The 6,267-nt window shown below is 38.5% G+C and carries 3 protein-coding genes; 2 read left to right on the top strand and 1 reads right to left on the bottom strand.

Annotated elements, in window-relative coordinates:
- The first annotated feature begins 207 nt into the window (after window positions 1–207).
- The gene (locus ACGHEH_RS20190; RefSeq protein WP_390449135.1) at window positions 208–2,418 is read left to right on the top strand and encodes a hypothetical protein; all 2,211 of its coding nucleotides are present in this window, start codon (window positions 208–210) and stop codon (window positions 2,416–2,418) included.
- A 273-nt stretch (window positions 2,419–2,691) separates the two neighbouring features.
- Here the strand turns inward: ACGHEH_RS20190 and ACGHEH_RS20185 are convergent, their stop codons facing one another.
- Complete coding sequence (locus tag ACGHEH_RS20185; RefSeq protein WP_390449133.1) at window positions 2,692–3,354, bottom strand: hypothetical protein; 663 nt, start codon at window positions 3,352–3,354, stop codon at window positions 2,692–2,694.
- 640 nt (window positions 3,355–3,994) lie between these two features.
- Here ACGHEH_RS20185 and ACGHEH_RS20180 point away from each other — a divergent pair.
- Window positions 3,995–6,133: a winged helix-turn-helix domain-containing protein gene (locus ACGHEH_RS20180; RefSeq protein WP_390449130.1), complete on the top strand. Its 2,139-nt coding sequence runs from the start codon at window positions 3,995–3,997 to the stop codon at window positions 6,131–6,133.
- Window positions 6,134–6,267: the final 134 nt, after the last annotated feature.

Raw genomic sequence — 6,267 nt, 5'->3', positions numbered from 1 at the left:
GACTTTGTTGTTGGCTTTCTGTTTTTAAAAGTTAAAGTGGCTGTCCTGTTAAAACCAAGAGTTTACCAATTGATTTTTATACTTTTAAAAAATTATTGTTATAGAATAAGCTAGAGCCTAGATGAGTATGAGGTTCATAATTTAGTCAAGTAAAAGCTAATTTTCAAAGTTGGGACTTGTAAGCCCATTCAGGTTAATAATAAATATATGATTAAAAATAAATCTGATTGCAAGCGACACGACAAATCACTTTTTTTAGAACTTTTAAATAAAACCGCTCTTTCAAGCTCCAGCCAAAAAGCCATAATTTGGGGGAACATTGTTTGGACTATTTTATTTGTGGCTTGGACCTTTCAAGGCACGATATATGGTAATGCTTGGCTTGGTCAGGCTTTAGGTCCATTGGTATTTATCGGCGTACACTTTATTTTTGGGCTGCTTGTCGCCTCAGTATTTTATTTTTTGAAAGTTAAAAATAAGCTTCTCTTGTCCTCAATCATAATGGCACCGATCGTGATTCGCTTTTTGGCGATTTCGTTTGGGTTAAAACTCGCATTGATGCTTTATGGTTTCTATTTCTTAATAAATATTTTTGTATGTTGCTATGTTCGTCAGTTAGTTAATGGAAAAGTTTTTAATAAGCATATTATTGGGTTAAGTATCTTTTCACCCATATTTTTTCTCATCGTTTGCAATTTAACCAAGGCCCCTGAGATAGGTCATTTTATTGATAAAAATACCATCCCAAAGCTTGATTTAGCTGTACCTTCACCTGCTATAGTGGGGCCTTACAAAGTAGAAACTTTTACGTATGGATCTGGAAAAGACATACAACGTAGCGAATTTTCAGGTGGCTCTGTTTTGGTGACTGATACAGTCGATGGTTCTATTCTGTTAGAAAACTGGAATGGATTTAGGGCTTTTTTCCGAAAAATATATTGGGGATTCGACTCAAAAGCCTTACCTATACAGGGTCGAGTATGGAAACCAAAAACATATGATGCTTCTCCACTTATTTTGATGGTGCATGGCAATCATTCCATGGAGCACTTCTCTGATAAAGGGTATGAATATCTCGGTGAGCATCTTGCAAGTCACGGGTATACATTTGTATCAGTTGATCAAAATTTTCTTAATAATTCTCATTCTGAAGGCTTTTTTGAATATGACATAGGGTTAGAGGGGACGGATGATGCTAGAGCATGGTTGTTGTTAAAGCATCTCGAGCAATGGAGAGAATGGCAACGGGATCCTGATATGACTTTGATAGGGAATGTTGATTTAGATAATGTTGTGTTAATTGGTCATTCAAGGGGTGGAGAGGCAGCTTTTACTGCGGCTTCGTTTAATAAACTTTCACATTTTCCTGATAACGCGAAATTGGAGTTTGATTTTAATTTCAATATTAGTGGTGTTATTGCCATTGCACCTTCTGATGGTCGATACAAACCAAGAGGTCGTCTAGCGAGCCTAAAAAATACCAGCTACCTCACTATACAGGGCGATGTTGATGCTGATGCTTTAATATTTATGGGTAAATCTGCATATTCGAGAGTTGAATTTGATTCACAGACATTCAACTTTAAATCGAGCATTTCTATTCATGGTGCAAATCATGGACAATTCAATTCTGACTGGGGAAGATGTGATTTATACCAGTGGATGTGTGATCTCACTTTCTACGATGATTTAATAATGGAGCAAGGACTTCAGCAAGAAATAGCTAAAGTGCTGGTGAGCTCATTTGTTGATATCGTGATAAGAAAAGACGAGAGCTATCTTCCTATTTTTCAAAATGCTGACTACCTGACAGGACAGTTCCCCAATACTTACTTCATGTCCAACTACTTTGATTCTAATTACTCTAAAATAGCGACTTTCGAAGAAGATAGTAATTTAAGAACAGGCCAATCTGGCTTAATTGCTGGAACTAATTTTGAAAGCTGGCGAGAAATATGGTTGCAACTCCATCCTTATTGGTCTGGAACAGATTTGAACACTCATGTTGTTGAATTGGCATGGAATGAAAGTAGTTTAGCAACATATCGCCTTTCTTTATCTGATTCTCTTGATGAAAATTCTTGTATTGGGTTTGCAATATCTAGCGCAGTATGTGAAATAGAAACTAAAACCGCGATTGATTTTACGATTAGAGTAGCGGATAAACGTGGAGAAACTGCTGAATTACCTCTGAGTCAATTTAGGGCCCTTTTTCCACTTTTGGCTAAAAAAGCAAGAATCGGACTTCAAGCATTTTATGAGCCTGTATTTCAATCAGTTAGGATCCCTTTGGCAAAGTATATAAAAAGCAATACAAAGTTAGACATCACACAATTACAATTTATGGAGTTAGTCTTTAATAAGACCCCAAATGGAAAAATATACTTAGATGACTTCATCACCGCTAAATGCCACTAGAACTATTATTTCGTTTAGCAGCTTAGTCATAAAACGAAGAAATGGCGAGAGAAATTACGAACGCTTCTGCCGCTGACTTCAACTACGCTGAAGCGGCAAGTGAGCTTTCAAAAGTAATTGCACAGTCCAAAATACTTCAGTCTCGTAAAAAGTAATCAAACCTTTTATGGTTTAGTAAAAACCGCCTTAAGGCGGCTTTTACTAATATTTCATTGCTGTAAATAACAATTGAGGTAGATTTCAAAAAAGTCTCTATTAAGCGGTCGGTTTAGATTATTTAATACTATTGATAATGGTGATGTCCACCTCACGGACTTCATTATGACCGTTAATATAGGTTGTCGTGAGTGACAAGGTAATAGGTGTTGGTGAATTTGGGGCAACAAAAGACACGTGTTGTGTATCTTCACCAATTAATGTGATGTCGTGTTTAGAAGTTACATGCCATTGGTAATGACTGATATAGCTTGTTCGGCCAAATAGCCTTGGAGTTATAGTGATCTCTTGGCCTTCTTGAAAAGTAAGATCCGCGGGTAAATTTATGTACACATAATCATTAAAATCGTCTTCATAATTACCACTGGTAGATGCGCCTTTTTCATCTGTTACGGTTACTTCAAATGCTAATTCATACACTTCTTCAGAGACAGAAACAGGGTAATTGAAACTCAATGTTGGGGCGCTTGTATTGATGAGTGTTACCTTGTCGGTTTCGGTCAGTAGTCTCCACTGATACGTTAATGTATCACGTTCAGCATCAAACACTGATGGGGTTAATGTTACTAGCATTGCTTCGTTAACCGGTTCTCCCCAGGTATATTCAGTTGCCATAGACCAACCGTTAATCTCTGGGGCTGAGTTTGGTGTTTTTTGATCACCACATGCTGAAAGAAGTGATAAAAGTGTAAGTGCGAGAAAAGGTTTCTTAAAACTCATATAAATTTTTTAAATGACTCCATTATTTGGGGGGGGATTATATGTTTCGATAAGTCATGCATCAATCAAAAGACGTTTTCTTGAGTGAATCAATGGGATCAGAGTCGTTGATTTATGGCCAAAGAGTTCGACCTGACCCCATTATATCCACATTAAACCCCAACCACTAAAGCGCTTGCCTCAACAATATAACTGCCTTTTTTAACCACAAACAGCGCTCATAGCTGTTAATTTTCAAGGATATTAAGGAATAACTGCTGAATATTCTTTTAAAATCTTTGATAATATCGATATTAGGAACTGTTTATCATCAAGTGTGTTATTGCAGTAGTTTGAGTGGTATTTATACAAGGCAGTGTCTGCGTAGCGTATTTATTCTATGTAAGTCAGTCGATAAAGACGTTGTACTCCTAAAAAGTCACCTTACCCTACTTCAATGTGGAGCAACACAGTAGAAGTGCTAATCGAGCGCGGCCCTTTGGATTTACCTGAGTTGGCATTGTTCATTGTTGCTTAAATTTTACTTAGATCACTAAGCGGAAAACTGCGCGTCACGACCAAAAAATACGAAAAAAATTAAACCGCAAAGTTCAACAGACCCTAAATAAGTTGTATTACTCGTCACTAATTTGGAATTTTCATGGATCTCGAAACAACGCACCCGAACTATATTGATATTGGATGCTGGCAACTGAATACAGCCACGCAAACTATCAGTAATGCCCAAGAAAGTAAGGAGCTAGAACCATTACTTTTTAAAGCTCTGATGTATTTTATTCAAAATCAAAACCGGATCATTACTCGCCAAGAGCTTGCACAAAACGTGTGGCAACTTAATTTTGTTGATGATAATACAATTAACCGTGTCATATTCGAGCTCAGAAAGCAGCTGGCTTCTGATCTGCAACCAAAACCAGTGATTAAAACACACTACCGAAAAGGCTATAGCTTTACTGTACCGCTAGAAGGTGCAACAGAGCCACCCCCTGAAGCAGAGACTCCCATTTGCAAAAAAAGCAAAGTATCAAAGTCTTATAAATATTATCTTATTGCGTTTACCCTTTTTTCCTTGGCAGCTATTGCCATCACTCTATATGTAGTGATGCCCCGTAAAACTACTGAGCATAACCATCAGTCACCACAAGCTACAACATTTAACAATCAAATTCTCTCGTGGTATCGAGGCCATCACGGCAAATTATACAACTCTCCAGATCAGCGCTACCTCGCTTATAGCTTTAAATCTGCGACCAATGAAGCGAATGCACTAGGAGAGATAAGACTAATGGATCTCACCACCCAACATGAGAAGGCGCTAAGCATACCGACAAATAGCTCTATTTTAGGGTGGTCCGCCGACAGTAATTGGATTTACTATTTACATCAAGCTAAACAAGACTCAGAGCAATCGGTGTGCGAATATCGCAAACATCGCCTATCTACTAACACCAGTGACCGCGATCAAGTTTTATTCCCTTGCTCTGGCGGTTCTATTAACGCAATATTTGATTTTGGCCAAGCACAAATTGTGTATAGCCGACGAGGTTATTTAGGGGTACCCAATCTCGGAGCCATTTATCGTTATGACCTTAATACTCAACAAGAAACTCGGATCACGACACCCAGCAATCATGGTTTTGGTGATCGCCTGCTTGCAATCATTCCCGAAACACAACAGTTGATTTTTACGCGTAACATTGGTGATAAGGTTGAGCTATTAGTCACCACTCTAAATGGCCATAAAACTTTGAAATTAGCTGAATATACATATTTGTTATGGGCTGCAAATTGGGATCCTAAGCAAAAAACGGTGTTGTGGTTTGACCATGACCGCAGCGAAATAAAGCGTTATTCAATGCAAACTTTAACAGAGCTACCACCTGTGAAAGTAGCAGTAGAACCAACATCGTACGTTTTACCTATGTCAAAGAGCCAGCTACTTATGACCACTTATGGCTATGATCATGATAGTTATGTCATTGATTTAAAAACGGGCGAGTCAACAGCTTTTGCTAAACCTAAGATCTACGAAGTGATTATGGCCTATCTTGGAGAGGGGGAGTTTGCCTACACGGATTCGCTTTTTAAGGACACCGAGTCATATAGTGTAATTCGAATCGACCAACATCATAGATATAGTCCTATCTCACAGCTGAGTGCTGGATATTCCATCACAGACTCCGATCCTACCGAGCGGCAAATATTGGTTAAGCAGACAGTGAATAAAGTCGCTCAAGTAAGAGCTTTAGGCTCACTCGATATACTATACACGATGCCAGATAACGAAAAGAATGGTGACACCCGCCTACACAATAATCGAGTGGCACAGTTGCGCGCCCATGAAATAACGGATGATAAAATAATTGAAGTGATCTCTATCAGAGATCAACAAAGCAAAACTCTTCCTGCTAGCAATATTGTCGGTATTGACTGGTATGACGATACCCAGCTTGTCACTCTATCGAGCAATCGAGACATTGCACTATTAAACGTTGTAACCAACGAAGTCACCCCGTTAATATCGGGAGAAGCCCTGCACCATAGTTTGAACGGTGAACAGGTTAGACCCATGATCACGGCAGCTAACGGTGATATATACCTTTATAATCGACAGTCTGTATTTAAGCTTAATGGCGATAACACCCTTGAAACCGTTTGGGATATAAAGTCAGCAGTCAATGCCGACTCTGGCATCTACTATTTAGATGCACATGGTGACAAACTGCTGATTTCTTACATCACTCGATACCATAATGAAATTAAGTTATATCAACGCTAGGACATGTCAGCACAAATAATAGATTGCATCGTATTGGTACTCCGTTGCCAAGTGTTTGCCGTCTTCCCAGTAACTAGTAAAAATACAAATTGGATATGCGCTTATTTGCCAAAAGTCGAGTAAAAAAATGGCGA

This window comes from Pseudoalteromonas sp. MTN2-4, from assembly GCF_042848605.1.
Taxonomy (GTDB): Bacteria; Pseudomonadota; Gammaproteobacteria; order Enterobacterales; family Alteromonadaceae; genus Pseudoalteromonas.
This window is presented reverse-complemented; position numbering and strand designations above follow the sequence as displayed.